This is a genomic window from Paraburkholderia caffeinilytica (assembly GCF_051027425.1).
GTDB lineage: Bacteria > Pseudomonadota > Gammaproteobacteria > Burkholderiales > Burkholderiaceae > Paraburkholderia > Paraburkholderia caffeinilytica_A.
Map to the genome: position 1 here is coordinate 4514663 of NZ_CP186552.1, position 25340 is coordinate 4540002.

At 62.1% G+C, this 25340-nt stretch carries 23 protein-coding genes; 10 read left to right on the forward strand and 13 right to left on the reverse strand.

Features of this window, described 5'->3' with window-relative positions; genetic code table 11:
• Nucleotides 1–83 precede the first annotated feature (83 nt).
• Both ACOSV0_RS20235 and ACOSV0_RS20240 read right to left on the reverse strand, forming a co-directional pair.
• Nucleotides 84–1643 (reverse strand): efflux transporter outer membrane subunit, encoded by a 1560-nt coding sequence (locus tag ACOSV0_RS20235; protein ID WP_434107896.1) that lies wholly within the window; start codon nt 1641–1643, stop codon nt 84–86.
• A gap of 246 nt (nt 1644–1889) precedes the next feature.
• Complete coding sequence (locus tag ACOSV0_RS20240; RefSeq protein ID WP_434107897.1) at nt 1890–2252, reverse strand: hypothetical protein; 363 nt, start codon at nt 2250–2252, stop codon at nt 1890–1892.
• 253 nt (nt 2253–2505) lie between these two features.
• On the opposite strand from ACOSV0_RS20240, the gene ACOSV0_RS20245 reads away from it, so the two are divergent.
• Together ACOSV0_RS20245 and ACOSV0_RS20250 are read left to right on the forward strand one after the other, a co-directional pair.
• On the forward strand, nt 2506–3048 hold the full coding sequence (locus tag ACOSV0_RS20245) for a MarR family winged helix-turn-helix transcriptional regulator (RefSeq protein WP_434107899.1): 543 nt from the start codon (nt 2506–2508) through the stop codon (nt 3046–3048).
• A gap of 133 nt (nt 3049–3181) precedes the next feature.
• Nucleotides 3182–4744, forward strand: a complete 1563-nt coding sequence (locus ACOSV0_RS20250; protein WP_434107901.1) for a DHA2 family efflux MFS transporter permease subunit — start codon at nt 3182–3184, stop codon at nt 4742–4744.
• Between the two features lie 428 nt (nt 4745–5172).
• On the opposite strand, the gene ACOSV0_RS20255 is transcribed toward ACOSV0_RS20250, so the two are convergent.
• From ACOSV0_RS20255 to ada, 4 genes are all read right to left on the reverse strand, one after another.
• Nucleotides 5173–5664, reverse strand: a complete 492-nt coding sequence (locus tag ACOSV0_RS20255) for a hypothetical protein (protein ID WP_434107902.1) — start codon at nt 5662–5664, stop codon at nt 5173–5175.
• 280 nt (nt 5665–5944) lie between these two features.
• Nucleotides 5945–7561 carry a glutamate--cysteine ligase gene (gshA, locus tag ACOSV0_RS20260; RefSeq protein WP_434107903.1) on the reverse strand — a complete coding sequence of 539 codons (1617 nt, stop codon included), beginning with the start codon at nt 7559–7561 and terminating at the stop codon, nt 5945–5947.
• A 416-nt stretch (nt 7562–7977) separates the two neighbouring features.
• The gene (locus tag ACOSV0_RS20265; protein WP_434107904.1) at nt 7978–8895 is read right to left on the reverse strand and encodes a DNA-3-methyladenine glycosylase family protein; all 918 of its coding nucleotides are present in this window, start codon (nt 8893–8895) and stop codon (nt 7978–7980) included.
• Nucleotides 8892–10067, reverse strand: a complete 1176-nt coding sequence (ada, locus tag ACOSV0_RS20270) for a bifunctional DNA-binding transcriptional regulator/O6-methylguanine-DNA methyltransferase Ada (RefSeq protein WP_434107905.1) — start codon at nt 10065–10067, stop codon at nt 8892–8894. The genes ACOSV0_RS20265 and ada overlap by 4 nt, the downstream gene beginning before the upstream one ends.
• Nucleotides 10068–10466: 399 nt before the next feature.
• Between ada and ACOSV0_RS20275 the strand changes: the two genes are divergently transcribed.
• Nucleotides 10467–10892 (forward strand): VOC family protein, encoded by a 426-nt coding sequence (locus ACOSV0_RS20275; protein ID WP_434107906.1) that lies wholly within the window; start codon nt 10467–10469, stop codon nt 10890–10892.
• Nucleotides 10893–10895: 3 nt separating this feature from the next.
• Here the strand turns inward: ACOSV0_RS20275 and ACOSV0_RS20280 are convergent, their stop codons facing one another.
• Nucleotides 10896–11450 (reverse strand): YaeQ family protein, encoded by a 555-nt coding sequence (locus ACOSV0_RS20280; RefSeq protein WP_434107908.1) that lies wholly within the window; start codon nt 11448–11450, stop codon nt 10896–10898.
• A 151-nt stretch (nt 11451–11601) separates the two neighbouring features.
• Nucleotides 11602–12579, reverse strand: a complete 978-nt coding sequence (locus ACOSV0_RS20285; RefSeq protein ID WP_434107910.1) for a LysR family transcriptional regulator — start codon at nt 12577–12579, stop codon at nt 11602–11604.
• Nucleotides 12580–12756: 177 nt separating this feature from the next.
• Between ACOSV0_RS20285 and ACOSV0_RS20290 the strand changes: the two genes are divergently transcribed.
• From ACOSV0_RS20290 to ACOSV0_RS20310, 5 genes are all read left to right on the forward strand, one after another.
• Nucleotides 12757–14205, forward strand: coding sequence for an aldehyde dehydrogenase family protein (locus ACOSV0_RS20290; RefSeq protein WP_434107911.1), 1449 nt, complete (start codon nt 12757–12759; stop codon nt 14203–14205).
• Between the two features lie 259 nt (nt 14206–14464).
• Nucleotides 14465–15469 (forward strand): arabinose ABC transporter substrate-binding protein, encoded by a 1005-nt coding sequence (locus tag ACOSV0_RS20295; RefSeq protein WP_434107912.1) that lies wholly within the window; start codon nt 14465–14467, stop codon nt 15467–15469.
• Between the two features lie 119 nt (nt 15470–15588).
• A complete protein-coding gene (araG, locus tag ACOSV0_RS20300) occupies nt 15589–17139 on the forward strand; it encodes an L-arabinose ABC transporter ATP-binding protein AraG (RefSeq protein ID WP_434107913.1) in 1551 nt (516 codons plus the stop codon).
• Nucleotides 17140–17213: 74 nt separating this feature from the next.
• Complete coding sequence (gene araH, locus ACOSV0_RS20305; protein ID WP_434107914.1) at nt 17214–18218, forward strand: L-arabinose ABC transporter permease AraH; 1005 nt, start codon at nt 17214–17216, stop codon at nt 18216–18218.
• 54 nt (nt 18219–18272) lie between these two features.
• Entirely contained in the window at nt 18273–20006 is a 1734-nt protein-coding gene (locus ACOSV0_RS20310; RefSeq protein WP_434107915.1) for an IlvD/Edd family dehydratase, read from the forward strand.
• Nucleotides 20007–20258: 252 nt separating this feature from the next.
• Here the strand turns inward: ACOSV0_RS20310 and sap1 are convergent, their stop codons facing one another.
• Nucleotides 20259–20597, reverse strand: coding sequence for a surface attachment protein Sap1 (gene sap1, locus ACOSV0_RS20315; RefSeq protein WP_434107916.1), 339 nt, complete (start codon nt 20595–20597; stop codon nt 20259–20261).
• Nucleotides 20598–21041: 444 nt separating this feature from the next.
• Complete coding sequence (gene speG, locus ACOSV0_RS20320; RefSeq protein ID WP_434107918.1) at nt 21042–21584, reverse strand: spermidine N1-acetyltransferase; 543 nt, start codon at nt 21582–21584, stop codon at nt 21042–21044.
• Between the two features lie 298 nt (nt 21585–21882).
• Here speG and ACOSV0_RS20325 point away from each other — a divergent pair, with 298 nt between their 5' ends.
• Nucleotides 21883–22062: a hypothetical protein gene (locus ACOSV0_RS20325; RefSeq protein WP_434107920.1), complete on the forward strand. Its 180-nt coding sequence runs from the start codon at nt 21883–21885 to the stop codon at nt 22060–22062.
• 208 nt (nt 22063–22270) lie between these two features.
• Here ACOSV0_RS20325 and ACOSV0_RS20330 read toward each other — a convergent pair whose 3' ends face one another.
• Together ACOSV0_RS20330 and ACOSV0_RS20335 are read right to left on the reverse strand one after the other, a co-directional pair.
• Nucleotides 22271–22741 carry an HIT family protein gene (locus ACOSV0_RS20330; RefSeq protein ID WP_434107921.1) on the reverse strand — a complete coding sequence of 157 codons (471 nt, stop codon included), beginning with the start codon at nt 22739–22741 and terminating at the stop codon, nt 22271–22273.
• 68 nt (nt 22742–22809) lie between these two features.
• A complete protein-coding gene (locus ACOSV0_RS20335) occupies nt 22810–23745 on the reverse strand; it encodes a GlxA family transcriptional regulator (protein WP_434107922.1) in 936 nt (311 codons plus the stop codon).
• 173 nt (nt 23746–23918) lie between these two features.
• Between ACOSV0_RS20335 and ACOSV0_RS20340 the strand changes: the two genes are divergently transcribed.
• Complete coding sequence (locus tag ACOSV0_RS20340) at nt 23919–24719, forward strand: SDR family NAD(P)-dependent oxidoreductase (RefSeq protein ID WP_434107923.1); 801 nt, start codon at nt 23919–23921, stop codon at nt 24717–24719.
• A 32-nt stretch (nt 24720–24751) separates the two neighbouring features.
• On the opposite strand, the gene ACOSV0_RS20345 is transcribed toward ACOSV0_RS20340, so the two are convergent.
• A complete protein-coding gene (locus ACOSV0_RS20345) occupies nt 24752–25279 on the reverse strand; it encodes an Lrp/AsnC family transcriptional regulator (protein WP_434107924.1) in 528 nt (175 codons plus the stop codon).
• Between the last annotated feature and the right edge of the window lie 61 nt (nt 25280–25340).

Genomic DNA, 25340 nt, shown 5'->3' on the forward strand with positions numbered 1-25340 from the left:
GTGTGCTGTGCGACGCTGGTGCCGTGCCGTGCCGTGCCGTGCCGTGCCGTGCGGAGCGAAGCGGGGGCCGGTTTGCCCCTCGCCTAGTTGCTCTGCGCCGGCTGCGACGCGGTGCCGTTTTGCGCCACAGGCGTTGCGGACGCTGCCGGCAGCGGCGCGGGTGCTACCACATCGCCCGTTTCGCGATTCATTTGCGCTACGTCCCAGCCGCCGCCGAGCGCCTTCACCAGACCCACCGACGACACCATCCGCTGTCCGGCGATGGTCTCCAGTTTCTGCTCCGCCGTGAAGGCGGTGGTCTGCGCGGTCAGCACGTTGACGTAGCCGACCGTGCCTGCCTTGTACTCGTTCGTGACGATGGCTAGCGCTTGCCTCGCCGAATCCACCGCTTGCCGTTGCACGACGATTTCCTGTTCGAGGATGCGCTGCGAGGCGAGATTGTCCTCGACGTCCTGGAACGCGGCCAGAATCGTTTGGCGGTATGCCGCGACGTCCTGATCGTAGGCAGCGCGTGCGGCTTCGGTCTTTGCCTGGCGCAAGCCGGCATCGAACAGGGTCGCGGCAAGCTGCGGCCCGACCGTCCAGAAGCGCGACGGCGCGGTCAGCAATTGCGAGAACACGGAATTTTCGAAGCCGCCGGTAGCCGACAGTGTCAGCGAAGGGAAGAACGCGGCAATCGCGACACCGATCTGTTCATTCGCTGCCGCCGCCTTGCGCTCAGCCGACGCGATATCCGGGCGCCGCTCGAGCAACGCCGACGGCATCTGCTCGGGTACCGCAGGCGGTGTGGCGGTGAGCGGCATCGGCGGAATCGAGAAAATCGAGGCCGGTTCGCCGACGAGTACGGCGATCGCGTGTTCGTCCTGCGCGCGTTGCACACCGTTGTCGATCGCGGCCGCCTGTGCCGATTGCAACTGCGTTTGCGCCTGAATCACGTCCGAGCGCGCGGCGACGCCTGCCGCGTACTGGTTCTGCGTGAGTTGCAGCGAGCGCTGATAGGCCGCGACGGTGTCATCGAGCAGCTTCTGGGTGGAGTCGAGCGCGCGCAGCGAGAAATAGGTTTGCGCGAGCGTGGCCTGCGCGGACAGGCGCGCATTCGCGAGATCGGCGGCGGCGCCTTGCTGGCCGGCTTTCTGCGCATTCACCGAACGCGTGACCGAGCCCCACAGATCCGGCTCCCAGCTTGCGTCGAGTTGCACATTGAAACTGTTGCTGACGCCGGAGCGGCTCGACGTGGTGGTGCTGGACGATGAACCGTTGCCTGAGCGCGTAGCGCCCGCCGATGCACCGACAGTCGGGAAATACGCCGCGCGTGCTTCACCGACCAGCGCGCGTGCTTGCCGGTAGGCGGCGGCAAATTGGGCGATGGTCTGGTTCGACGCGTTCAGCTTGTCTTCAAGCGCATTGAGTTGCGGGTCTTCGTAAATGGTCCACCAGTCGCCGCGGTCTTGCCGATCGGCTGGCTGGGCGACTTTCCAGCCTGGGGCGGCTTCCTTGTAGGAAGCGGGGATCTCGGCCGTGGGCGTTTTGTAGTCGGGGCCGACCACACAACCGGCCAGCAGGGTGGCGAGGGCCGCTGCGACCGCAATAGTCAGGACGCGGGGCGTAATCGTCCGCGCGCGCGAGATTCGATCAAACTGCATGCAATGGATTCCTTCAGGACGCCGCAGTGCGGCCTATGGCGGCACTGCCGGTCGAGATCATGGCTCTGCCGGGATGTTAGCGTATGGAGCCGCTCAGGCGCGGAAAACTGAAAGGGTAATGCGGGGGGAGAAGGAGGTGTGTTACTTAGGGTGTCGGGATGGTTACATGCTATTACCGGCTTCGTTGCCTCTGGCGGCGGTAAAAACGCCATGCAGGCAACGAAGGACAGCTTTGTCAGACCGGAATTAAACCCGCGAATCCGATGAAGTAGTCTGCCGGGCCAGCTTGCCAGCCGCCGCCCGGCACGGCGCACCCAGGCGCGCCTGGCAAGCACCCGCAGCGCTTGTAGCAGCACTCGTGGCTACAACGACACTCGTCACTGCGACGGAGGGCACCGCCGATTCCTCTGGGGCTGCCTTAGCGCCTTTCTGCCCCCGCCGATGCTCCGCCCACGCAAGCACCGCGACCCCCACCGATCCACCGGGCAGCACGAACAGCACAGCGAACAACGCCAGTTTCCACCAGCGATGCGGCCCTTGAAAGCTGCTTAGCGCGGAATCGGTCAGGGAGCGGCTCAAGCCGCCAAGGGTGTTTTTGAGGTACAGCATCGGGGGAAATCCTTTTTGCACGGCGCCATCGCGGCGTGCAGGCAGTCGGTCAGAACATGGTCTCGGGTGGCGCGGGTCGCGCGTAACTCGTTGCCTATAATAATATTGACTATGCAATTAAATTTCAAGATACTTTGCTTCGCGCGGAACTGGGGTGTTGTTTTTTGCGCCGTCCGCACAGCGTGAAATGAATTTGACTTGTCTGCTTAGGCAGCTAAAATCCGTTCTGCTAGACGATGTTCCCGGATACACGATGACCGATGGGCCCTACAACGCGGACGAGATTCACCTCGAATCGAGTCTTGGCTATTACCTGACGAAAGCGCGAAACGTGCTTGTCGAGCGGATGGACCGTGCGGTCAAACCGCTAGGGCTGACCGCCCAGCAAATCGGCGTGATTCTGGTGCTGTCTGCGCAACGCGCGAGCACGCCGTTCGAGTTGTCGCGCGTCATGTCGTACGACAGCGGATCGATGACGCGTTTGCTCGATCGCCTTGAAAAGAAAGGCTTTGTGGCACGTTCGCGCAGCGACGCCGACCGTCGGATGGTCAAGCTGGAGCTGACGCCGCAGGGCCACGAAGCCGCGCGGCAATTGCCCGCTCTGGGAGCCGCCGTGCTGAACGAGCAATTGCGCGGATTTTCCGCTGCGGACCACGCCGCCTTGCTCGACCTGCTCGGCCGTTTCATTGCGAACGGCATCGGCGAGGGGGCGAGCGCGTGTTGCGGCCTCGGAGCGTCGCAGGAATCGCTGGAAGACTCACCCGAAGAGCCGTTGCCGGATCACGGCGGGCAGTAACCAGGAGGCGCTTTTGCAAGCGCCATCGTTTGAAAATATCTGTCTGGGCAGAGGGTGATGCAGCATGTAAGCGCGCCATTCGAAAGGTGCGATAAAGCTGCCGCGACAAGCTTTCCCAGTTGAGGAGAAACACATGGCTGCTACGGCTCCCGCCGAAGCCCTACCCGGCGCCGAACTCGCTCCGCTCAAGGGCGGGACGCTGGCGTTGCTCACCGTCGGTCTCGCGCTCGGTACGTTCATGGAAGTGCTCGACACGTCGATCGCGAACGTCGCGGTGCCGACCATTTCCGGCAGCCTCGGCGTGGCGACCAGTCAGGGCACCTGGGTCATCTCGTCGTATTCCGTGGCCTCGGCGATCGCGGTGCCGCTGACCGGTTGGCTCGCGCGGCGCGTCGGCGAAGTGCGGCTGTTCACGTTGTCGGTTCTGCTGTTCACGATCGCCTCGGCGTTGTGCGGCTTCGCGCACAACTTCGAGTCGCTGATCGCGTTCCGGCTCGTGCAAGGGCTCGTCTCGGGGCCAATGGTCCCGCTTTCGCAGACGATTCTCATGCGTTCATACCCGCCGGAAAAACGCGGACTCGCGCTCGGCCTCTGGGCGATGACCGTGATTTGCGCGCCAATTTTCGGGCCCGTGATGGGCGGCTATATCACCGACAACTACACATGGCCGTGGATCTTCTACATCAACGTGCCGATCGGTCTGTTCTCGGCGGTGTGCGCGTTCCTGCTGCTGCGCGGCCGCGAGACCAAGGTCACCAAACAGCGTATCGACGCGGTCGGACTCGCGTTGCTCGTGATCGGCGTGTCGTGCCTGCAGATGGTGCTCGACCTCGGCAAGGATCGCGACTGGTTCAACTCGACGTTCATTGTCACGCTGGCGATTATCGCGGTGGTGGCGATTGCATTCCTGCTGGTGTGGGAGATGACGGACAAGGAACCCGTTGTCGATCTTTCGCTATTCAGGGATCGTAATTTCGCGCTCGGCGTGGTGATTATTTCGTTCGGGTTTATGGCGTTCTTCGGGTCGGTGGTGATCTTCCCGCTCTGGTTGCAGACGGTGATGGGTTACACCGCTGGGCTTGCCGGTCTGGCAACCGCGCCGGTCGGCATTCTCGCGCTGTTTTTGTCGCCGATGATCGGCAGGAACATGCATCGGCTGAATCTGCGCGTGGTGGCGAGTTTTGCGTTCATCGTGTTTGCTTTCGTGTCGTTCTGGAACTCGACTTTTACGCTCGATGTGCCGTTCAATCACGTGATCTGGCCACGGTTGGTGCAAGGCATCGGTGTCGCCTGCTTCTTCGTGCCGATGACTACGATTACGCTGTCCAGCGTGTCTGATGAGCGGCTCGCTAGTGCTTCTGGTTTGTCGAACTTTTTTCGGACTTTGTCCGGGGCGATCGGGACGGCTATCAGTACGACGTACTGGGAGAACGATACGATCTACCATCATGCGATGTTGGCTGATTCGGTGAATGTTTATTCGGCGAATACAAATGCTTTTACCAACGCGTTGGGGGGGCTTGGGCTTTCTGGTGATGGTGTTACTGCGCAGTTGAATCAGATTGTTACGGCGCAGGCTTATATGATGGCGACTAATGATTTTTTCCGGATTTCTTGTGCGGGGTTTCTTGTGCTGGCTGTGTTGGTTTGGGTGACTAAGCCCCGGAAGGGGGTTGGGGCTTCTGTGGGGCATTAAGGGTCTTTTTTTGCCTGTTCGTCTGTTGGCCTGCGGTGTTGGGCTTTCCTTGGTCTGGTTGCCCTACGGTGTTGGCCTTTCCTTGTTTTCTTATTGGTTTATTCGCGTCGCCCCTGTGCGGGGCAGGCACCTACTTTTCTTTGCTTGCCGCAAAGAAAAGTAGGCAAAAGAAAGCGGCTCACACCGCCAGCTTATAAGCGGGTCCCCCGCGCAGTCACGGTAGTGGTGCATCTGGAATCTGTGTTCTCGCACATTCGGCGTGAGTGACAAAGCCGTCATTCTTCCGGCGGCGCTGCGCGCGCCGAAGGGTTTTTCTTGAGCTGCCGTTTGCATTTTTTGTCGCGAGTTGTTCTCGGCATCACACCCGCATTTCATCCGTGAACGCTTTCTCTCCTCGCTCACGGCGTTATCGTTTTCCGTTTTTTCCCTCACTGCGTTATTGCTTCCCCACTCGTTCCCGGGATTGACTGGCCTGATGCGTCCGGGTGCATTGCCGTTGGGGCTGGTTGCGAGGGTTTTGCGTCGCTCTGCGGCGCGGTGCCTCGGACGTATTCCTTGAAGTCGGCGCCCGCCTCCCATGGGTTCGGTTTGCAACCCAGCGAGCCGTCGCAATGCGCAGCAAATCCTATCGTCGCTGTGCCGTCCGGGTTCGGCGTGCGCGTGATCTGGTACGCCAGAGCACGCTTGCCACCGTCCGGGCCGGCAGTCTGGATCAACGTGTCAGTCGCAGATTCAACCTTGTACTTCGAATGGCTCGTTACCCACGCCTGCGCACGCTGCCACCAGACATCACATTCGACTTTGCTCGAACACGTCAACGGCGTTGTCGCGATCTGCATCACGTCCGGGTCAACCTGCCCCTGCGTCGAACATCCCGCCGTCGCCACCAGACACAGCACGGCCAACAGATCTTTTCTCATCACGTCGAAGCCTCCCTCTCTGGAGCGGGTCATTCATGTTGGACCGTATCCCCGGCCCGGTGTTTCATACGCATCCGTGAATCGTCTAACAAGCGGAGATTTTGCCGGTGTGGTCATACGTCCCGCACCGCTCTGCGTAGGCGTTACCCGGGCGCAATAAAAAAGCGGCCTCCAAGGCCGCTGTCTACTTCATAAATGAAAATGCCGTTCGGTGTTAATCGAACGGCATCAGGGTACGATCTGCTTTCTGCTGTTCAGGTCATGGTCTGCGTTCTGTCGTTTAGACGCTAAAGCGGTTCAGGGTGTACGCCCGGTATGCCGCGACAAACGCGTCGAATGAACCGACCTCTTCCTGTTCAAGTTTGGTCTGCTCCGCCAACGACTGTGCCGCGAGGTCGGTGAATTCCTTCGTCTGCGCGGCGTCCAGCGGACGCGAGCGGAACCAGGCGGCGTGCGCCTCGCTTTGCTCGAGGCCGAATGCGAGGAAGCTCTGCTGTTTGTCGCGCATCGTCTGCAATACGCGCGCGGACGGTGTCAGCGATGCGTCCGCCAGCTTCGCGCGCTGAACCGCAACGGCGCGTGCGTGCGCGTCGCCACCGTGCAACGCGTCGAGCGTTGCCGCGGCTGCGTCGATCTTGACGAACAGTTCGTTCGCCCAATCCGTCATCGCAACCGGTTGGCGGTCGCGCATCAGCTCGAGGCCCGGCTTGCGGCCTTCCATCGTCACGCGGCCGAAGTTCTGATTCGCCTCCGCGTACGCGTCCGGCGGCAGCGGCGCGCTGTCGTCGAGTGCGCAGACCAGCAGGTAAGCGTCGAGAAAACGCGATGTCTCCAGCGAAATGCCAGTCGGCTCGAATGGATCGATGTCCATGCAGCGCACTTCGACATACTGCACGCCACGCGCAGCCAATGCATGCAACGGACGCTCGCCGGGATACGTCACGCGCTTCGGACGAATCGTCGAATAGAACTCGTTTTCGATCTGCAGCACATTCGTGTTGATCTGCACCCACTCGCCGTCGCGCTGTGTGCCGATCGCCTCGTACGCGGGGTACGGCTGGCTCACGGCCTTCGCGAGCGCGTCGAGGTAGCCCGGCAGCGTGTCATAGTCGGCGTGCAGCGCGGCTTGCGCGGTGGTGTTCGAGTAACCGAGGTCGCTCATGCGCAAGCTGGTCGCATACGGGCGATACAGCGTGTCGGCGTCGAAGGTTTCGAGCGTGTGCTGGCGGTCACGGAGGAATCGGCGATCCAGTGCCGGCGACGCGCCGAACAGGTACATCAGCAGCCAGTTGCTGCGGCGAAAATTGCGGATCAATGCGAGGTAACGGTCGGACTGAAAATCGACGGCGGTTGCCGTGGATTGCTGGTCGGTATGCAACACCCGCCACACTTCTTCGTTCAGCGAATAGTTGTAGTGGATGCCGGCGATGCACTGCATGGTGCGGCCGTAACGGAGCGCCAGGCCAATGCGGTACACGTACTTCAGTTTGCCGATATTCGACGAGCCGTAGCGCGCAATCGGAATACCGTCGTCCGTTTCGGGCAGCAGGCCCGGCATGGAGTTGTTCCACAGGATCTCGTCGCCGAGCTCCGCGTAGACAAAACGATGCAGCGTATCGAGCTTTTCGAGCGTGATCGCGACGTCGTGTTCGGCCGGCGTGATCAGTTCGAGCAGCGCTTCGGAATAGTCGGTGGTGAGCGAGGGATGCGTGAGCGCCGAGCCGAGCGCGCGCGAATGCGGCGTCATGGCGAGCTTGCCGTCGTGCGTCACGCGCAGGCTTTCCTTTTCGATGCCGCGCAAGCCGCGTACCAGCGCATCGCGCTGCGGGCCTGAGGTCAGCACGGACAGGCGGTGCGAGAACGCGTCGTTCGTGCGGGAGGATGTCGTGTTTGGCATTGATGCGAGTCGGGCGTTGTCGGCCGCCATGTGCCGCTTCGCTGCTTACGTGCAGCACTGCGCGGTTGACAACGTTCGGCGGAATTTTCGGGTAGCGGGCACTTTAACATCTCGCCACGGCGGCTGCTTGAGGCCGCTTCGGCGGGCCCTCGGACCACGCAACCCGGCCTGTTTGCCGGACGAATCGGCCCGCCCTGTGCCTCGTCGCTCTACCTCGCCCGCGCCCGGCGCGCGATCCGCGTTTGTTTCCGACTGGCGTATGACCTTCGCTTCCGCGCGAGACCGCCAGCTCCCGGTTCGCCGGTCCGCGCGGCGTTGCTCCCTAGATGTTGAATGATCCCAGCCACCGCGAGGAGGCGCCGCTTGCACGGCCCACTTACATCCGTGCCGCCTCACTCCCTGCGTGTCCCACCGCCTTAGCCGCCGCGCGCGGCTCCCGCCCGATCCGCTACCTCGTTCCACAGATGCATCGCCGCGTACGCGCGCCACGGCCGCCACGCGTCGGTACGGATGCGTTGCTGCGTGGGCCGCACGAGCGCCGGATCGCGTGCGCAGATCGACTGCATCAGCACGAGGTCCCATGCCGGCCACGCGTCGGCATCGCGCCATGCGCGCATCGCCACATACTCGACGGTCCATGGACCGATGCCAGGCAGAGCGAGCAACGCTGCGCGCAGGCTGCCGGCGTCGGCGATGCTGCTGTCGAGCGGCACGTCGCCTGAAGCGACCGCCTGCGCGAAGCCTTGCAACGCCGCTACGCGTTTACCCGGCATGCCGATCTTGTCCAGATCCACAGCCGCGAGCGCGGCGGGCGTCGGAAAGCGCCACGCAGTGTTGTCATGCGGATGACCTTCGATGCGTTCGCCGGCACGCTGCACCAATCGTCCGATGATCGTGGTCGCCGCCTTCACGCTGACCTGCTGTCCGACAATGGCGCGCACCACCAGCTCGAAGCCCGACCACGCGCCTGGCACACGCAAGCCCGGCACGGCTTCGATCAACGGCGCGAGCCATGGGTCGGCGGCCAGTTCGCGGCCGATCTTCTTCGGGTCGGCGTGTAGGTCGAACATCCGCGCGATCGGTGCGGCGAGCGCATCGGCATGACGGCTCACGGGACCTTCAATGTTCGCGACGATGCAGCGTTTGCGCGGATGCAGGCGCACGGTCAGCGTGCCGCTGTCGCCGGCCCAATCGATCGCGCGGCGATAGGCGCCGTCTTCGACCGCTTCGACGCCGGGTGTCGCGCGTCCGCCGAAAAAGCGCAGCAGACGCGGCCAGTCGAAGGGTGGTTTGAAGGGCAGTTCGAGTGTTGCGACGTCGTCAAGCGTGCTCACGCGGCGTGGTCCAGGTTGGTGGGAGTTGCATTGGCGGCATGCTCGCGGCGATCTGGCTTGGCGGGCGAAACGTCGCCGGCGTGCCGCGCTTCGTTGTCGAGCAGAGCGGCTTTGCGCGGCAGGCCCCAGCGGTACCCCGCCAGCGCCCCGCCCTTTTGTACCACCCGATGACATGGAATCGCCAGCGCGACCGGATTCGTCGCGCACGCGCTCGCGACCGCGCGCACGGCGCGGGGTGAGCCGACCGCTTCCGCGATCTGGGAATAGCTGCGCGTCTCACCGTAGGGAATGCGCCGCAGCGCGTCCCACACACGTTGCCGGAACGCGGTGGCGGCGATATCCAGCGGCAGGTCGAAGTCCTGACGGGTGCCACGCAGATAGGCGTCGATCTGGGCGACGAACGGTGCGAGGCGTGTTGCGTCTTCAACCAGCTCGGCGTTCGCGAACTCGCCGCGCAAGTCCTCGGCGAGTATCGCGGCGTCGTCGCCGAAACCGATCTTGCAGATGCCTTTGTCGGTTGCCGCGATCAGCACGAAGCCGAGCGAGGTCGGCGCACTGGCGTAGCGCACGGTGAGCCCGGCGCCTTTGCGGCGAAATGCGGAGGGCGCCATGCCCAATTCGGCCGAGGCGCTGTCGTACATCCGCGACGGCGAGCCGAAGCCGGCGTCGAGCGTGGCGCGCGTCACGTCCGACCCGCTCTGCAGCGCGGTGCGCAATGCGGCGCCGCGCTGGGCGGCCTGATACTGACGCGGCGACACACCCACCACGCGCTTGAACAGGCGCTGCAAGTGGAACGGGCTGACGTGCACGGCGTCGCTCAATTGCGCGAGCGTGAGACGCTGCTGCGGATCCGCATCCAGCGCGGCGCAAGCGCGATTGACGATCTCCAGCTCGCGCGGCAGGCCGCCGGGCTGGCAACGCTTGCAATCGCGATAGCCGGCGGCGCGCGCGGCGTTGGCGTCGGTGAAGAACGCGACATTTTCGCGGCGCGGCTGGCGCGATGCGCACGAGGGGCGGCAGAACACGCCCGTCGTTTTGACGGCGTAGAAGAACGCGCCGTCGGCTTGCGGCTCGCGGCGGGTGACGGCGTCCCAACGCTCGGCGTCGGTGGCCCAACTGTTGGCGCCGGCGGCGGTTTCGCTGGCGATTTCGGTACGGTCGGTGCGGTTCATGATGGTCCCGGAAAGTCGGTGTCGATGCTCACCAATGTAAGCCGCATGCCAACACACTACGCCCCGGTTCTTGCTCTGTCATTGCGCTTCCTCGTAGGGCCGGAAGCCCCGCCAGACGCTCGTTTCGCCTCAAACTGCGACAATTTGGCACGATGTCGGGTTTTCCCTTAAAAAGTTATTGCGTCGCACCAACCCCATGTGTATATTAGTACTTGTCTCCTCCATGTCTCCTCCTGATATGGATTCAGCCCGCTCCACATAGAGCGGGCTTTTTTTCGTCTGTTCATTCCTGATACGGCCCTTATGGCCGGTTCGTGGCCCGCTCTCGCTGCGCCGTCCTTTCTTCTAAACTGTGGTGGCGGTTCATCCATTCTGCGAACCGGCCAAGGGGCGTTCGACATGAAAATCCACATTCGCGAGATCGACCACATCGTCATTCGGGCGTCGAACGTTCCGGAGATGAGGCGCTTTTATTGCGAGGTGCTCGGCTGCAGCGTCGAGAAAGAGCAGCCCGATCTGGGCCTGACGCAGTTGCGCGCGGGGCGTTCGCTGATCGACCTGCTAAAGGTAGGCGCGAAGCTCGATCACCCCGAAAACGGCGTGCCCGGCGCAGGTCGGAATATGGACCACGTATGTTTGCGCGTCGAGCCGTTCGACGCCGAGGCGCTCAGGGCGCATCTGGCCGAACACGGTGCGCGGCCTGGCGAGGCCGCTTTGCGCTACGGCGCGGACGGGTTTGGGCAATCGCTGTATCTGTTCGACCCGGAGGGCAATATGGTCGAACTCAAAGGACCGCCCGAAGCGGCGCGCGCGACGTCGCTGTAATTATCAGGCGTCGGCGGGCGCCTTCAACACCGTCCACTCGATCTTCACCGCATCGGCCTCGGCGCTGCCGAGCCACGCTTCGCCGTCCTGCACGGTGCATTGCAGACGCATGGTCCGCTCGGCGAGCTTGCCGAGCGCCGCGGCGATGTCTTCGCCGAGCGTCCACACCGTCACGTTGCGCATGCGTTCGACCTTGCCGCGCACACCTTGCCACCAGATGTCCGAGGTGCGGCCGCCATAGGCGATCACGATCACTTCGTTCGAGCGGCCGCTCGCCTTGGCAATGCGCCGTTCGTCCGGCTGGCCGACTTCGATCCAGGTTTCGATCGCGCCGGTGAGATCCTTCTGCCACAGGTCCGGTTCGTCGACATCCGACAAACCTTTGCAGAATTCGAGGCGCTCCTGCGCGAACAACGCGAAGGCGGCGACGCGGACCATCATCCGTTCGTCGGTTTCCGAGGGGTGGCGGGCGATCGTCAGGGAATGGTCGGCGTAGTAGTGCCGGTCCATGTTGGCGATCTGGAGTTCCGCCTTGTAAATCGTCGATTTGAGAGCCATGCCGTTACTAAACCAGGCGCTCGCTCCACCGGAGCGAACAGAAAAAGAATCGTCGACGGCGCGTTGCCGTTTTCCGTGTGTGTTGTACATCGCGTGTTCCTCCCGAGCCTGACGTCGGCTGCAATTGCGACTATTGCAACGGGAGAAGCATTTATCGCGCCACTGCCGGCTCGAAAGCAGTGCCATACACCTCGGCAGCGGCTTGCCGCAAGGCTTCGAGCACGACGGAGGCCGCTGGCGAAAGCAGATGCGACTGGCGCGTGATGATACCGAATGTATCCATTCTGCACGGTAAATCGATCGGTATCTGCTTGAGAACGCCGTACTGTTGGTACTGACGCGCCACTTCGTCAGGTAAAACCGCCAACATGTCGCTTTGGAGCAATAAGCTCGAAATCGCCAGAAAATTGTTGGTATTGACGACGTTCTGGGGCGGATTTAGTCCGATCTGCGAAAACATCAGATCAAAGCGATGGCGCAAAACGCTGCCCGGCGGGTGCAAAACCCAGCTCGCGTTGACGATTCCGCGCAGTGTCAAACCTGTTTCATTTTCGAGAGGATGGCCGGGGCGTGCCACCACACACAGCGGTTCGTCGGCGAGCGGTTCGTAGCGCACTTCCGTCTTGAACTGGTTTTGCCGCTCCAGCACCCGGCCGATCATGATGTCCAGTTCGCCTTCGGCGAGCCTCGGCAGCATCACGTCTGACGTTTCCACTTCCGCCCAGATTTGCAACTGGGGATAACGTTCTTTCACGCTGGCGATGGCGCGCGGCACCATCGTCGCGGCGGCCGCGGCGATCACGCCGATGCGCACCTGGCCGGCCAGACCGGCGCGCAGTGCCGAGATTTCGTCGTGCGCGTGGCTGAGGTTCGAAAGCACCATGCGCGCGTGACGGATCATCACTTCGCCGTACAGGGTGGCGTGCATGCCGTGCGGCGTGCGGTCGAACAGACTCACCCCCAGCATGTCCTCGAGCTCCTTCAGGAGCCGCGACGCGGCGGGCTGCGTCATGCCGAGCACGTCCGCGGCACGCCGGACGTTGCCCTCCTCTTCCATCGCCGCAAGCAGCAGCAATTGCCGCGTCTTGAGCCGCGCCCGCACGAACCAGTTCGAATAGCTACGCGTCATGGCCTTGTCTCCCTATGCGGCTCGATGCCGTCTTTCGGACGATTTGCCGTCACCAGGTCTCCATCATGCCATATCGAAAATGATATCGGGATGGCCTAAAAAGGGATTGGAAAGTTATTGGGGTGGCTCATACCATTCGTGGACTTTGAGCTTCCTCATGTGGCGCCCCTTCCTTCGATGAATCGCGATCCGCTCGTCCCGCTCGTTGCCAGTCCATTCCGCCATTACATCAATGGCGGCTGGGAGACGGGCGCGACCACGGGCGTGTCGCTCAATCCGTCGGATCTGGATGAACCGGTCGGCGAATATGTGCGGGCCGATGCCAGGCAGACCGATATCGCGATCGAAGCAGCGAGCGCGGCATTCCGCGAATGGTCTCTGGGTTCGGCGCAGCGCCGTGCGGATGCGCTCGATGCGATCGGCAGCGAGATGCTTGCGCGCCGTGACGAACTGGGCCGGCTGCTGGCGCGCGAGGTCGGCAAAACGCTGCCGGAAGCCTTGGCCGAAGCAACGCGGGCCGGCCAGATCTTCAAGTTTTTCGCTGCCGAGGCACTCCGCACGTTTGCCGAGGCCGGGGCATCGGCGCGCGTCGGCGTCGAGATCGACGTGACGCGCGAACCGCTCGGCGTAATCGGCATCATCGCGCCATGGAGTGCGCCGCTGGCGATCGCTGCGGCAAAGATCGGCGCGGCCCTCGCCCACGGCAATTGCATCGTCTTCAAACCGGCCGAATCGACACCGGGCTGCGCGGCGGCGCTGGCGTCGATCGTCAGCCGCGCCGGTTTGCCGGCCGGCGTATTCAATCTCGTGATGGGCAGCGGCCGGCAGGTCGGCGCGCGGATCGTCACGCATCCGTTGGTGGCGGCGATCAGCTTCACTGGCTCGGCGGAAACCGGCACGCGGGTTTTGCAAGCGGCGGCGGCCCGGCAAGCGCGCGTCCAGCTGGAAATGGGCGGCAAGAACCCGTTCGTGGTGCTGGCCGATGCCGATCTCGACGGCGCCGTCGATGCCGCCCTCAGCGGCGCGTATAGCTTTGCCGGTCAACGCAGTACGGCTGCGTCGCGATTGATCGTCGAACGTGCGGTGTTCGAGCCGTTCGTCGATGCCCTGCAGACGAAGCTCGCCAGGCTCAATGTCGATCACGCATTGAAGCACGGCACGGATATTGGCCCGGCCGCCAACGCCGCGCAGTTGGCGCGCAATCTTGACTACGTAGGCGTCGGCCAGCAGGAAGGCGCGCAACTGCTGCACGGCGGCCGTCAGCTTGAACGCGCGACACGTGGCTACTTTTTCGAACCGGCTTTGTTTATCGGCGAGCCCGAGCACCGCATCGCGCGAGAAGAAGTTTTCGGTCCACTTGCCGTGGTGCTGAAGGCCGACGACTACGACCACGCGCTGCATCTCGCGAACGACACCGCCTACGGTTTATGCGCCGGCGTCTGCACGCGCTCGCTGAACCGCGCGCGGCATTTTCGCCGCCACGTGCAATGCGGCCTCGTCACGATCAATCTGCCGACCACCGCCGTCGAGCACCACGCGCCCGGCGGCGGTCGCAAGGCGTCCGCCTATGGCGCAACCGATGCAGCCTTCTGGACGGCCGTAAAAACGGCCTACGTTGCGGGTTGATGGCCATGAGACACGCTCATTTCGCCACGTCTTCTACGGCTCAGTCCGCTGCGCGGCGCAGCGCCGTGGCTTCCGCATATCTCGCAATTCGCCTGGCTACGAATCTCGCCGCTCAGCGTGCCGTGAACTGCACCGCGCACGCTGCCGCGATTCGAACGGCTCACCCCATCACCCATCCACGCCCCGGCTGACGCCACCGTGTATCGCCCCGCTGCAAATAAACGAAACCAATGCAGCTTTTCAACCTCAGGAGACAAGTATGACCAGCAAGCTTCGCCGTTTGACGTTATCCGCGATCGCCGCCGCGGCCCTCGCCGCGCCCTTTGCCTCGCAATTTTCCGCCCACGCGGACACGCCGCTCAAAGTCGGCTTCCTCGTGAAGATGCCGGAGCAGGCGTGGTTCATCAACGAACAGAAAGCCGCCACCGCACTGGGTCAGAAGGATGGCTTTTCGGTGGTCAACATCGGCACGCCGGACGGTGAAAAAGTGCTGGCCGCGATCGATAACCTCGGCGCACAAGGCGCCAAAGGTTTCGTGATCTGCGCGCCCGACGTGCGGCTCGGACCGGCGATCCAGGCGCGTGCGAAGCGCTACAACATGAAGTTCGTCACCGTCGACGATCAACTGGTCGACTCCACCGGCAAGCCGCTGCCGAACGTGCCGCATCTGGGCATGTCCGCGTTCAAGATCGGCAATCAGGTCGGTACGGCGATCTCTGAAGAGATGAAACGCCGCGGCTGGAAACCGGAAGAAGTCGGCGCGCTGCGCATCACGAACTACGAACTGCCGACTGCCAAACTGCGCACGGACGGCGCAACGGAAACGCTGCTGGCCGGCGGCTTCAAGAAGGAAAACATCTTCGACGCGCCGCAAAAGACCACCGATGACGAAGGCGGTTTCAACGCCTCATCGCCGGTGCTCGCGCAGCATCCGAACATCAAGAAGTGGGTGATCTTCGCACTCAACGAGGAAAGCGTGCTGGGCGGCGTTCGTGCGACTGAACAACTGCACATTCCGGCGGCGGACGTGATCGGCGTCGGCATCAACGGTGCGGGCGAAGCGTTTGCCGAGTTCCAGAAGAAGGAACCGACGGGCTTCTACGGCACGATCGCCGTGAGCTCGACCATGCACGGCAAGGAGAGCACGGAGAACCTCGTCGAGTGGATCAAGAACGGCAAGCAGCCGCCCGCCGACACGCAAACCACCGGCAAGCTGATGGTGCGCAGCAACTGGCAGGACGTGCGTAAAGAGCTCGGAATTTAAGCGGTATTCGAGTCTGCACACTGCGGGCCTTTTTCACGTTCATTCACGCTCATTCACGTTCGTGCTGACATTAACGCGAGATCGGCCCGCACAGCTTGTCCACACGCTAGAGGCTTTAGATGACGGTTTCTCACACAGGCGAAACGGCGTTCTCTGCGCAAGCGCCCTCGCCTACGCTTACGTCGACTGATCCGTATCTGCAACTCGACGGCATCACCGTGCGCTTTCCCGGCGTGCTCGCGCTCGACCAGGTGTCGCTTGAAGTGCGACGTGGCGAAGTACACGGTTTGATGGGCGAAAACGGCGCCGGCAAATCGACGCTGCTCAAAGTGCTGTCCGGCGTGAATCAGCCGGCGGCGGGCACCCTGTTGCTCGATGGTGTCGAGCAGCAGTTCACCACCACCAAGGCGGCGATCGCTGCAGGCGTCGCGATCATTTATCAGGAACTGCATCTGGTTCCCGAACTGACCGTTGCCGAAAACCTGATGCTCGGCGCCCTGCCCAACCGCTTCGGCGTGCTGGACGAGAAAGCGTTGGTCGCACGCGCGGTGCGCGAACTGGAACGACTCGGCGAAAAAATCGATCCGTCGCAACAGGTGAAAAATCTGTCGATCGGTCAGCGGCAGATGATCGAAATCGGCAAGGCGCTGATGCGCGACGCGCGTGTGATCGCGTTCGACGAACCGACCAGTTCGTTGTCGTCGCGCGAAACCACGCAGTTGTTCCGGATCATCCGCGCGTTGAAGGCCGAGGGCCGCGCGATCATCTACGTCACGCATCGGATGGACGAAGTCTACGAACTGTGCGATCGCGTCACGGTGTTTCGTGACGGCCGCCGCATCGATACGTTTGAAGCCGGCGATGGACTCGATCGCGATCGCCTGATCAGTTGCATGGTCGGCCGGTCGATCGCCGACGTGTACGGCTATCGCTCACGCGAACTGGGTGGCCTGCAACTCGAAGTCAGGGATCTGATGGGACGCGGCTTGCGCGAACCGGCTTCTTTTACCGCACGTAAAGGCGAAATCGTCGGCTTCTTCGGGCTGGTGGGCGCAGGCCGTTCGGAGCTGATGAAACTGATTTACGGCGCCGTCAAACCGAGCGCCGGTGAGATCGCGCTCAAGGGAAAACGCGTGCGCTTCGCCACGCCGCGCGATGCCGTGCGTGCGGGCGTCGCGCTGTGTCCGGAAGATCGCAAGCAGGAAGGCATCGTCTCGATCGCTTCGGTGTCGGACAACCTCAACATCAGTTGCCGTCGTCATTTCAGCCGCTTCAACGTGCTCAACAGCAGGAAGGAAGCGCAGACCGCCAAAGAGTTCATCGGCAAGCTCTCGATCAAAACGCGTAACGGCGAAACGCCGATCGGCACGCTTTCCGGCGGTAATCAGCAGAAGGTGATTCTGTCGCGCTGGCTCGCCGAAAACATCGACGTATTCCTGATGGACGAACCCACGCGCGGCATCGACGTCGGCGCGCGCAGCGAGATTTACGGCCTGCTATATGGGCTCGCTGAAGCGGGCCGCACGGTCATTGTCGTGTCGAGCGATCTCGCCGAAGTGATCGGCGTCGCGGACCGCGTAATCGTGATGAAGGAAGGCCGCATTGTCGGCGATCTGCCGAAGGCGCAGGCCACGCCGGATGCGCTGATCAAGCTCGCGCTGCCTCGCTAGGACGCCGCACTCATCAGGCAACTGAAGGCCATCGAAGGCAACTGAATCGCGCCATTGAAAACGGAATAGACATCATGCATACACCCTCAACCGACCCCTCTTCTCCAGCCGTCGCTTCCGCGGGCTTCAGTACACGCGCTGCACGCACCTGGGACCTGATCAACAAGTCCGGCATCGTGATGGTGTTCATCATCCTGTTCGCGGCTTTGTCGTTCACCGTGCCGGAATTTTTAAGCTCGCGAAACATCCAGGGCCTGCTGCTTTCCGTCACGCTGATCGGTTCGATCTCCGTGACCATGATGTTCGTGCTCGCACTGGGTGAAGTGGATTTGTCGGTGGCCTCGATCGTCGCGTTCGCGGGCGTGGTGGCATCCACGTTGATCACCGCGACGCATAGCGTGATGATCGGCATCGCCGCCGGCGTACTCGCGGGTGGCGCGGTCGGACTGGTCAACGGCGTATTGGTCGCGCGCTACAAGATCAATTCGCTGATCGTCACGCTCGCGATGATGGAAGTCGTACGCGGCCTCGCCTACATCACGTCGAACGGCGACGCGGTAATGATCTCCGAAGAGCGTTTCTTCGACCTCGGCGGTGGCGCGTTCCTCGGCATTTCGTATCCGATCTGGAGCAACATCGTCGGCTTCGTGCTGTTCGGTTTTCTGCTGAAGAAAACCGTGTTCGGCAAGAACGTGCTGGCTGTCGGCGGCAATAGCGAGGCCGCTTTGCTCGCGGGCTTGCCGGTTACGCGGATCAAGATCACAGTGTTCGTATTGCAGGGCCTCGTGACCGGCTTTGCAGGCGTGATGCTGGCGTCACGCATGAGTCTCGGCGATCCGAAAACCTCGGTCGGGCTCGAACTCGGCGTGATCTCGGCGTGCGTGCTCGGCGGCGTTTCGCTGACGGGCGGCGTCGCAACGATTTCCGGTGTGCTGGTCGGCGTGTTGATCATGGGCTCCGTGCAGGACGCAATGAGCCTGATGAATGTGCCGACCTTTTATCAATACCTGATTCGCGGCGGGATTCTGCTGCTCGCGGTGCTGTTCGATCAGTACCGCCGCAGCAAGCGCGTGCACTGACGATGACGACTGACACGCGCCCTGCCCTATATACGCTTGCCAACAGGAGATTTCATGGCTGATTCCAACCAGACTAAAAAGCCGCTGCGCAGCCAGGCGTGGTTTGGCCTCAAAGACCGCGACGGCTTTCTGCATCGTTCGTGGATGAAAAATCAGGGCATCCCACACGACGAATTCGACGGACGTCCAGTGATCGGCATCTGCAATACGTGGTCCGAACTGACGCCGTGCAACGCGCATTTTCGCGAGCTGGCCGAGTACGTGAAAAAAGGCGTGCACGAGGCAGGCGGTTTGCCGCTCGAGTTTCCGGTGATGTCGCTCGGCGAGACCAATCTGCGTCCTACCGCGATGCTGTTCCGCAATCTGGCTTCGATGGACGTCGAGGAATCGATCCGCGGCAATCCGATGGATGGCGTGATTCTGCTGGTCGGTTGCGACAAGACCACGCCGGCACTGCTGATGGGCGCTGCGTCGTGCAATCTGCCCGCGCTCGCCGTGTCGGGCGGCCCGATGCTCAATGGCCGCTTCCGCGGCAAGAACATCGGCTCCGGCACAGGCGTCTGGCAGATGTCAGAGGAAGTGCGCGCGGGCACGATGACGCAGGAAGAATTCACCGAAGCCGAGTCGTGCATGAACCGTTCGCGCGGCCACTGCATGACGATGGGCACGGCGTCGACGATGGCCTCGATGGTCGAATCGCTCGGCATGGGCTTGCCGCACAACGCCGCGATTCCCGCCGTCGACGCGCGCCGGCAAGTGCTCGCGCATCTGGCCGGCCGGCGCATCGTCGATATGGTTCGCGAGGATCTGACGATGGACAAGATCCTCACGCGCCAGGCCTTCGAAAACGCGATCCGCACGAATGCGGCGATCGGCGGCTCGACCAATGCGGTCGTGCATCTGATTGCACTGGCCAAGCGCATCGGTATCGAGTTGTCGCTGGAAGACTGGGAGCTCGGTTCGAACGTGCCGTGTCTGGTGAATCTGCAGCCGTCAGGCGAATACCTGATGGAAGATTTTTACTACGCGGGTGGTTTGCCAGCCGTGCTGAAGCAACTCGGCGAGCAAGGTCTGCTGCATCGCGAAGCGCTGACGGTGAACGGCAAGACGATCTGGGACAACGTGCGCAACGCGCCGAATCACGACGAGAAAGTCATCACGACGTTCGCCGAGCCGTTCAAGCCGAAGGCCGGCATTGCCGTGCTCAAGGGCAACCTTGCGCCGAACGGCGCGGTGATCAAACCCTCGGCGGCCACGGCGCATCTGCTGAAGCATCGTGGCCGCGCGGTCGTGTTCGAGACCATCGAGGAATTGCACGCGAAGATCGACGACGACTCGCTCGACATCGACGAGCACTGCATCATGGTGCTCAAGGGCGCGGGGCCGAAGGGGTATCCGGGCTTTGCTGAAGTCGGCAATATGCCGCTGCCGAAGAAGGTGCTGCAAAAAGGCATCACGGACATGGTGCGTATTTCCGACGGGCGCATGAGCGGCACGGCGTACGGCTCGGTGGTGCTGCATGTATCGCCGGAAGCGGCCGCGGGCGGCCCGCTCGCCTTCGTCCAAACCGGCGACATGATCGAACTCGACGTCGACGCACGCCGTCTGCATCTGGATATCACCGACGAAGAACTCGCGCGCCGCCGTGCCGCGTGGCAGCCGCCTGCGCCGCCTACGCGCGGCTACTACAAGCTTTACGTCGATCATGTGCTGCAAGCGGACCAGGGCGCGGATCTCGACTTCCTGGTTGGATCGAGCGGCGCGCCCGTGCCGCGCGACTCGCATTGATCGCCGTTTGAACAGTTAAACGTTTCTCCCTGCGCTTTGCGAGAAGGCGTATTGCCGATGCGGATCGAAATGCCGCATCGGCTTTTTTATCGGCTTCATCTCATGGAAAGAGCGGGTAGAAATAAAAACGGCCAGGCACGAATGCCCAGCCGATTTATAACTCGCAGGTTCACAGCCCCTGGCTTTTAAAGCCACAGGGTTTATAGCGACGGTCAAAAACTCCGGCGCTTCGCCGGAGTGTTGGCGTTTAGCTTATTGTTTGATGAATCGATCGTTGGCCCAGAGACCTTCCGTATCGCTATTACCGGCATTCACGAATTCGACATCGTGCCCGACCACGCGTACAACTCGGAAACTCGAGTTTTCCGGCGCGGAAACGCACTGATATCCGGAGAAGAATTCCTGCATCTTCTGCTGTTCACCAGCTTGCGCATGCTGATCAGCGGCGTCGAGTTTATCCTTCGACAGGCAGCCGTACGCGTTGGCCTTGAACTGAATGGTTTGCTGCGGCTTGACCATGGAATCTTGTGCCTGGACAGAAGCGGCAGCCAAACCCGCAATGGCGAAAACAAGGGCGATTCGCGTTTTCATATTTTCCTCCGGTGCGGGTTGAATACTCAGGTTAGCTATGTATTTAACTTTAACGTCGAACCCGCACCTTGCACTTTAGGAGAACGCGAGAGAACAACAAGCACATCTTGTGTGCGGTCGCAACAGCGGCGAATTGTCGCACCGCCTTTCGCACCTGCTTAAACCTTGAGCAGCAGCTTCAACAGGGAAGATTGCAACGGATAACTAAAAGACGGGTGAAGCGCACCGCTTTAACCAGTAAAGCTTTGCGGTACGTATTCGCGTAAACGAGAGGCACGAATTAAGTGAATTAATACAATTAACGAGTGAGCTTGGTGCATTGCACACAAAGTCATTCACCCGACTAATCAAAAATCACGAAATAACGGTGTAAGTACTGAAGATAAACGGTGCCAGGTGTGTCAGGCGACGCAGCGCGGCGCCCCCCGGCGACCTGGCAGCGGCTTACTCGGCGTGCCGGCTACCCTTGAAGAACTCAGCCTGGAACATGCACATGCGCAATGCATTGTGATAACGGCCGTTGCCGAAAAACTCCTCGATCAGCTCGGCTTCATGCCGGAAACCGCACTTCTCATAGACGTGAATCGCCGCGGTATTCGACTTGTCGACGATCAGGTAAACCTTGCGCAGGTTCAGCACCGAAAACGCGTAGTCGATCGCGAGCTGCGTGGCGACGGTGGCATAGCCGCGGCCCTGCGCGTGCGGCGCGATGATGATCTGGAACTCGCCGCGCCGGTGGATATAGTCCAGCTCGATCAACTCGACGACGCCGACGGTCTGGCCGTCGTTATCGATCGCCACGAAGCGGCGCTCGCGCAGATCGTGCACGTGCTGGTCGTACAGCTGGGTCAGTTCGGAGAACGTTTCATAGGGTTCTTCGAACCAGTAACGCATGATCTTTGCGTTGTTGTTCACTTCGTGGACAAAGCGCAGATCGGTGCGCTCGAGTGGCCGCAGGGTCAGTTCGCTGCTCTGTTCGATAGTCATTGGATTCCCCTTGAGAATTATTGGTTTGAGTGCGGGTTTGAGTGAGTCTGGGTGCGCAAGCTCAGGGTGAGGCCTCAGGCTTGCGTTTCCTGTTAGTCCGGGCCCGGCGCAGGGAGTTCTTGCAACGCCAGACTGCGGCGCAGGGCGTTTTTGCAAAGCGCGAGGCGGCGCGCGGGTTCGGCGAGGGTGGGGCGTCGCGTTGTCGCAGGCCGCTATCGCAAATTTGTGAGGGGCTCGGCACCGTGCGGGCACATGCGGTGCTCTACAATGAAATCAGGCTCTTGCGATGGAGGCTACCGTGATCGAGCACTTGATATTAGGCGCCTTTCTGGTCATCCCGCTGCTGATCGTCGCGTTTCTTTTCTCCGACGAATTGTGGCAAGAACACCGGCATCTGCACGAGATGAATCCCGTGCCGGTGAAACGGCATCGTATCGACTGGCGGCATCCGCTGCGCCGCTCGCGGCATAGGGCTTGAGCCGGTTGGCAAGTCGCATGGGCGAGCGCGCGGCAAGCGTTTCGATGAGGCGAGGCGAGGGCGGTTCGCGGCTTAAACCCGCAAATAAAAAAGCCTGCCGTTTCGGGCAGGCTGAAAAGAGATCCACACTCAATGCCTTGTGGGTACAAGGCGGACACCAGTCTAGCCGCACAGCGCGTCCGGCTGGTTTCACCGGCCTTTACACATATTACGGGGCGTGACCGGTTGCGTCGTCCTCGGCATTTGCGCCGTCAGCGGGGGCGCGCCAATGGCTGCGAATACGCGCGGCGAGCGCTTCGAGCGTGGCCGCATCGGCCACTTCGCGTGCATGCATGCGCAGTGGCTGTCCTTCCCAGCGCGGGATCACGTGAAAATGCACGTGCGGCACCGTTTGTCCCGCCGCCGCGCCGTTGAACTGTCCGATAAACACACCGTCAGGGCGCAAAGCCGCGCGAACGGCGATGGCGAGCTTTTGCGTCATGCGCATGCAGGCCACCGTCGAGGCATCCGACAACTCGAAAATCTCAACCGCGGCTTCCTTCGGCACGACCAGCAGGTGGCCGTCCGCTTGCGGCATCAGGTCCATGAAGGCCAGCGCGGCGTCGCTTTCCGCCACTTTGATGCAAGGTAATTCGCCGCGCAGAATTTTCGCGAAGGGATTGCTGTCGTCGTAGTTCATCTCGCGTCCTCTAGAGTGCTGTCTGTATCAAGGGGAGGTGTTGTCGGCGATATTGTCCACCACATCTGTTACAACGCGCGGGCCGCGCGTTTGATTGCTTGCGGCGGCTGGCCGAATGCGCGCAGAAAGGCGCGCCGCATCCGCTCGGTATCGATGAAACCGGTTTCGGCGGCGACGGCTTCCATCGAGTGACGGCCCGCTTCGAGCATGGCGCGCGCGGCTTCCACGCGCAGCGACTCGACGGCCTTGGCCGGCGATTGGCGCGTTTCGTCGCGAAAGGCGCGGCTGAACTGGCGCGGACTCAGATGCGCGACGTCGGCGAGCTGTTCGACCGTCAACGGCTCGCGCAGATGGTTCCTGGCGTATGACAGCGCGTCCTGAATGCGGTCGGACTTCGGCTCCAGCTCGAGCATGGCTGAGAACTGGGATTGGCCGCCGGTGCGCCGGTGATAAACCACGAGTTTCCTGGCGACGGCGCGCGAGATCTCGGCGCCGAGATCGCTTTCGATCAGCGCCAGACACAGATCGATGCACGCCGTCATGCCGGCCGAGGTCCACACGGTGCCGTCGACGATAAAGATGCGATCTTCGTCGATACGTGTATCCGGAAAGCGCTGCTGCAGGTCGCGGGCGTGGAACCAGTGGGTCGTGGCATGCCGGCCGTCGAGGATGCCCGCTTCGGCCAGCACGAAAGCGCCGGTGCAGATGCTGGTGGTGCGGCGCGAGGCGGCGAGAGCGTCGTTCAAAAACGCCAGCAATCCCGCCGATGACGGCTCGATCTGCATCGCGCCCGTCACCACCACTGTGTCATACGCCGGATCGCCGAACGGCTTCGTTCCAATCTCGACGCCCGACGAGCTGCGCACCATCCCGCCCAGTTCGGAGATGACTTCCACCTCGTACTCCGGCTGCCCGGCCTCGAAGTTCGCCAGCTCGAACACGGAGATCGCCACCATATCGAGGATCTGGAAGCCGGGAAAAACCACCACGCCGATACGTTTCATCGCGATGTCTCAAAACGAGGTAAATACGACATTTGAGACAACAGGCTACGCGCCTAGACTTTCCTCGTCAACACCGCGATGGCCACAAAAAAGCACAGCGGTGGCGGTTTCGGTTTCCCCATTCATCGATCAGGGCTCAGGCGTGACGCGCAAAGCCCGCAAGGAGATTCACCATGGCAACGCAAGCAGACAAGGGCACAGCCTTGATCACGGGCGCTTCGTCGGGTATCGGCGCCGTTTATGCAGACCGCCTCGCTCGGCGCGGTTACGATCTGATTCTGGTGGCGCGCGACGTCAAACGTCTGGCCGGCGTGGCCGAGCGTCTGACCGCGGAAACCGGCCGTCATGTCGAGACCATCGCCGCCGATCTCACCGACAAAGCCGACACGCGCCGCATCGAAGAGCGTCTGCGGACCGATCGCGGCATCACGATGCTGGTCAACAACGCGGGCGTCGGTGCGACGGCTTCGCTGATCGACTCGGACGTGGATCAGCTCGACAGCATGATCGAACTGAACGTGACGGCGCTGACGCGTCTGACGGCGGCAGTCGTGCCGGGTTTCGTGGAGCGGGGCAACGGTGTCGTGGTCAATATCTCGTCGATCGTCGCGTTGTCGCCGGAGTTGCTGAACGGCACCTACAGCGGCACCAAGGCCTATGTGTTGAACCTGACGCAGTCGCTGCATCATGAAGTGGGCGACAAGGGCGTGCAGTTGCAGGCCGTGCTGCCGGGCGCCACCAGTACCGCGTTCTGGGATCGCGCCGGTCTCGCGATCGAACATCTGCCGTCGCAGATCGTGATGACCGCCGAGGACATGGTGGACGCCGCGCTCGTGGGCCTCGACCAGCATGAACTCGTGACGATTCCTTCCTTGCCGGACGCGGCCGATTGGGAGCGTTTCAACACCGCTCGCCTGCATCTGGGGCCGAACCTGTCGCACAGCGCGCCGGCTGCGCGTTATACGCACGGGTAATCGCCGGCTTAGCGCACGCCTCGCGAGAACGCCTAGCGCCAGTCGGTTGAAACGTCGTCGGGATCGACCAGCGTCAGTCCCGACGACGGCAGCGGCAACGCTGTCTTGTAGCGCACCTGCTTGAGCGCAAAGCTCGACCGAATGTTGGAGATGCCCGGAATTTTCGTCAGATGGTCGACGATGAAGCGCTCCAGCGTCTGCATATCCGGCATCACCACACGCAGCAGATAATCGGCGTCGCCCGTCATCAGATAGCACTCCATCACCTCGGGGCGCTCCGAAATTGCCTGCTCGAAGCGAAGCAGCGCGTCTTCCACCTGCTTTTCCAGACTCACCTGAATGAACACGTTGATGCGCAGCCCGAGCGGCTCCGGATTGAGCAGCGTGACCTGCTGCTTGAACAGGCCGAGCTTTTCGAGCGCACGCACGCGGTTGAAACAAGGCGTAGGCGACAGATTCACCGCGCGGGCCAGATCCGCATTGGTGATGCGCGCGTTCTGCTGCAACTGGCTCAGGATGCCGATGTCGATGCGGTCGAGTCGTCTGGGTGGCGTGGTCATAGAGTAAATATTCTGTCGTGTTGGCAAAATCCGGAATAAATAGCCTATCCCAGTGCGGGAT

Coding starts and splice junctions, on each gene's coding strand:
- ACOSV0_RS20235 (WP_434107896.1), bottom strand. CDS start 1,643: ATGCAGTTTGATCGAATCTCGCGCGCGCGGACGATTACGCCCCGCGTC.
- ACOSV0_RS20240 (WP_434107897.1), bottom strand. CDS start 2,252: ATGCTGTACCTCAAAAACACCCTTGGCGGCTTGAGCCGCTCCCTGACC.
- ACOSV0_RS20245 (WP_434107899.1), top strand. CDS start 2,506: ATGACCGATGGGCCCTACAACGCGGACGAGATTCACCTCGAATCGAGT.
- ACOSV0_RS20250 (WP_434107901.1), top strand. CDS start 3,182: ATGGCTGCTACGGCTCCCGCCGAAGCCCTACCCGGCGCCGAACTCGCT.
- ACOSV0_RS20255 (WP_434107902.1), bottom strand. CDS start 5,664: ATGAGAAAAGATCTGTTGGCCGTGCTGTGTCTGGTGGCGACGGCGGGA.
- gshA (WP_434107903.1), bottom strand. CDS start 7,561: ATGCCAAACACGACATCCTCCCGCACGAACGACGCGTTCTCGCACCGC.
- ada (WP_434107905.1), bottom strand. CDS start 10,067: ATGAACCGCACCGACCGTACCGAAATCGCCAGCGAAACCGCCGCCGGC.
- ACOSV0_RS20275 (WP_434107906.1), top strand. CDS start 10,467: ATGAAAATCCACATTCGCGAGATCGACCACATCGTCATTCGGGCGTCG.
- ACOSV0_RS20280 (WP_434107908.1), bottom strand. CDS start 11,450: ATGGCTCTCAAATCGACGATTTACAAGGCGGAACTCCAGATCGCCAAC.
- ACOSV0_RS20285 (WP_434107910.1), bottom strand. CDS start 12,579: ATGACGCGTAGCTATTCGAACTGGTTCGTGCGGGCGCGGCTCAAGACG.
- ACOSV0_RS20290 (WP_434107911.1), top strand. CDS start 12,757: ATGAATCGCGATCCGCTCGTCCCGCTCGTTGCCAGTCCATTCCGCCAT.
- ACOSV0_RS20295 (WP_434107912.1), top strand. CDS start 14,465: ATGACCAGCAAGCTTCGCCGTTTGACGTTATCCGCGATCGCCGCCGCG.
- araG (WP_434107913.1), top strand. CDS start 15,589: ATGACGGTTTCTCACACAGGCGAAACGGCGTTCTCTGCGCAAGCGCCC.
- araH (WP_434107914.1), top strand. CDS start 17,214: ATGCATACACCCTCAACCGACCCCTCTTCTCCAGCCGTCGCTTCCGCG.
- ACOSV0_RS20310 (WP_434107915.1), top strand. CDS start 18,273: ATGGCTGATTCCAACCAGACTAAAAAGCCGCTGCGCAGCCAGGCGTGG.
- sap1 (WP_434107916.1), bottom strand. CDS start 20,597: ATGAAAACGCGAATCGCCCTTGTTTTCGCCATTGCGGGTTTGGCTGCC.
- speG (WP_434107918.1), bottom strand. CDS start 21,584: ATGACTATCGAACAGAGCAGCGAACTGACCCTGCGGCCACTCGAGCGC.
- ACOSV0_RS20330 (WP_434107921.1), bottom strand. CDS start 22,741: ATGAACTACGACGACAGCAATCCCTTCGCGAAAATTCTGCGCGGCGAA.
- ACOSV0_RS20335 (WP_434107922.1), bottom strand. CDS start 23,745: ATGAAACGTATCGGCGTGGTGGTTTTTCCCGGCTTCCAGATCCTCGAT.
- ACOSV0_RS20340 (WP_434107923.1), top strand. CDS start 23,919: ATGGCAACGCAAGCAGACAAGGGCACAGCCTTGATCACGGGCGCTTCG.
- ACOSV0_RS20345 (WP_434107924.1), bottom strand. CDS start 25,279: ATGACCACGCCACCCAGACGACTCGACCGCATCGACATCGGCATCCTG.